The organism is Kitasatospora sp. NPDC056783, assembly GCF_042789895.1.
Taxonomy (GTDB): Bacteria; Actinomycetota; Actinomycetes; order Streptomycetales; family Streptomycetaceae; genus Kitasatospora.
In genome coordinates, this window is the sequence record NZ_JBHUAF010000612.1 from 1 (window position 1) to 2,836 (window position 2,836).

Annotated in this window: 1 protein-coding gene; it reads right to left on the reverse strand. The window is 75.0% G+C overall.

The window, feature by feature from the left end; genetic code table 11:
• Window positions 1-2,836: ribonuclease E/G (locus ACFRMQ_RS39825; RefSeq protein WP_380735792.1), on the reverse strand; the 2,836-nt coding region annotated here is incomplete at both ends.

Consider the following 2,836-nt stretch of genomic DNA (forward strand, 5'->3'; position numbering starts at 1 on the left):
GTCTCGGCGGCGGCCGGAGCCTCGACGGCCTCGGCCTCGGCCTCCGCGACCACGACCGGCGCGGCCGGCGCCTCGGCGACGGCCTCGACGGCCGGAGCGGCAGCGGCCTCCAGGGCCGCCTCCAGCGCCGCCTCGGCCTTGGCCTGGAGCACCACGATCTCGGCGTTGTTCGGCGAACCGGCCGGAGCCGTCGCCTTGCGCACCGCCCGGCGGCGCGGACGGCCCGCCGGAGCGGCCGGCGCCTCGACGACCGGAGCCTCGACGACGGGGGCCTCCACGGCCTCCTCGGCGGGAACCTCGACGCCCGGGACCTCCAGGGCCAGCTGGCCCTCGATCTCCTCGCGCACCGGCTCGGCCGGCTCGACGAAGGCCTCGACCGGCTCCGCCTCGACGGCCACCGCGGCCTCGACGGCCTGCGGCTCCTCGTGACCCGCGCCGCCCTTGCCCCGGCGACGGCGCTTGCCACCGCCCGAGCCGGCCTCGACCGCCGCCGCGGGGGCGTGGACGTGGGTGCTCGGCTGCTCCATGTGGACGATCACGCCGCGGCCGTTGCAGTGCACGCACGGCTCGGAGAAGGACTCCAGCAAACCCTGGCCGACCCGCTTGCGGGTCATCTGGACCAGGCCCAGCGAGGTGACCTCGGCCACCTGGTGCTTGGTCCGGTCCCGACCCAGGCACTCCAGCAGGCGGCGCAGCACCAGGTCGCGGTTGGACTCCAGCACCATGTCGATGAAGTCGATCACGATGATGCCCCCGAGGTCGCGCAGCCGCAGCTGGCGCACGATCTCCTCGGCCGCCTCGATGTTGTTCCGGGTGACCGTCTCCTCCAGGTTTCCGCCCTGGCCGACGAACTTCCCGGTGTTGACGTCGATGACGACCATCGCCTCGGTGCGGTCGATCACCAGCGAACCGCCGCTGGGCAGCCAGACCTTGCGGTCCAGCGCCTTCATCAGCTGCTCGTCGATCCGGTAGGTGGCGAACACGTCCACCTCGGAGGTCCACCGCTGGAGCCGCTCGGCGAGGTCCGGGGCCACGTTGGAGACGTACTCGTGGATGGTCTTCCACGCCTCGTCGCCGGAGACGATGACCTTGGTGAAGTCCTCGTTGAAGATGTCGCGGACGACCCGGACGGTCATGTCCGGCTCGCCGTACAGCAGCGCCGGGGCGTTGCCGGTCGCGGCCTTCTTCTGGATGTCCTCCCACTGCTGCTGGAGGCGCTGGACGTCCCGGGTCAGCTCCTCCTCGGAGGCGCCCTCGGCGGCGGTGCGCACGATGACGCCCGCGTCGTCCGGGACGATCTTCTTGAGGATCTGCTTCAGGCGGGCGCGCTCGTTCTCGGGCAGCTTGCGCGAGATACCGGTCATCGAGCCCTCGGGCACGTACACCAGGTAGCGGCCGGGCAGCGAGATCTGGCTGGTCAGGCGGGCGCCCTTGTGGCCGATCGGGTCCTTGGAGACCTGCACCAGCACGGACTGGCCGGACTTCAGCACCGACTCGATCCGGCGCGGGCCGCCGTGGCCGCCCAGCGCGCCGAAGTTGACCTCACCGGCGTACAGCACCGCGTTGCGGCCCTTGCCGATGTCGACGAAGGCGGCCTCCATCGACGGCAGCACGTTCTGGACCTTGCCCAGGTAGACGTTGCCGACGTACGAGGTGGCCTGCTCCTTGTTGACGTAGTGCTCGACCAGCACGCCGTCCTCAAGGACGCCGATCTGGGTGCGCTGGCCGTTCTGGCGCACCACCATGACGCGCTCGACCGACTCGCGGCGGGCCAGGAACTCGGCCTCGGTGATGATCGGCACCCGGCGGCGGCCCAGCTCGCGGCCCTCGCGGCGGCGCTGCTTCTTGGCCTCCAGGCGGGTGGAGCCCTTGATGGACTGCACCTCGTCCGGGTCGAAGGACGGCTCGGTGGAGCGGCGGCGCGGCTCGCGCACCTTCACCACCGTGCGGACGCCGTCCTCGGTGGTCTCGGCGGTCTCGACGGCGCCGGCCTCACCGCTGCGGCGGCGACGGCGGCGCCGGCGGCGCGACGAGGACAGGCCGGCGGCCAGGTCGTCGTCGTCCTCGCCGTCCTCGTCGGCGACGGCCTCGGCCGGCTCCTCGGCGGTGGGCTGCTCGGCCTCGGCGGCCTCGAACTCCTCGGCCTCGCCACGGCGACGGCGACGGCCACCCCGACGACGACGGCGCGACGGACGGCCGTCCTCCTCCCACTCGCCCTCGGTCTCCGGACCGGCGGCGGGGGCCTCCACGGCGGGGGTCTCGACGGCGGGCGCCTCGACGACGGGCGCGGGCGCCGCCACCGGGGCCTGCGCCTGGGGCTGGGCCTTGGCCTTGGCCTTGGCGGCCGGCTTGCGACGGGTCGGCTCCACCCGGGTGCGGACCCGGCGACGGCGGCCGACGCCGCTGTACTCGTACTCGTCCTCCTCCTCGCGCTCGACCGCGGCCGGGGCCTCGGCCGGCGCCGGGGCGGCGACGGACTGCTGCGGCGCGGTCGGCGCGGCCGACGCGGTCGGCGTGGACGGCGCGACGAAGGGGGCCGGCTCCTGGAACACCGGGGCCTGGAAGACCGCGGTGGCCGGACGGACGGCGCGGCGGCGCACCCGGTGGTGCGGCTCGGCCTCGGCGGCCGGAGCGGCGGCGGGCTCGGCCACCGGCTGGGCGGCGGGGGCCTCGGTGACGGCCTCGGCGGCCTCCTCCTCGGGCTCCTCGACCACGGGCTCCTCGGCCTGCGGCTCCTCGACCGGGGCCTCGACGACCGGCGCGGCCTCGACCACGCGACGGCGGCGCGGGCGGCGGGCCGGAGCGGCGGGGGCCTCCTCGGCCGCCGGCTCGACGG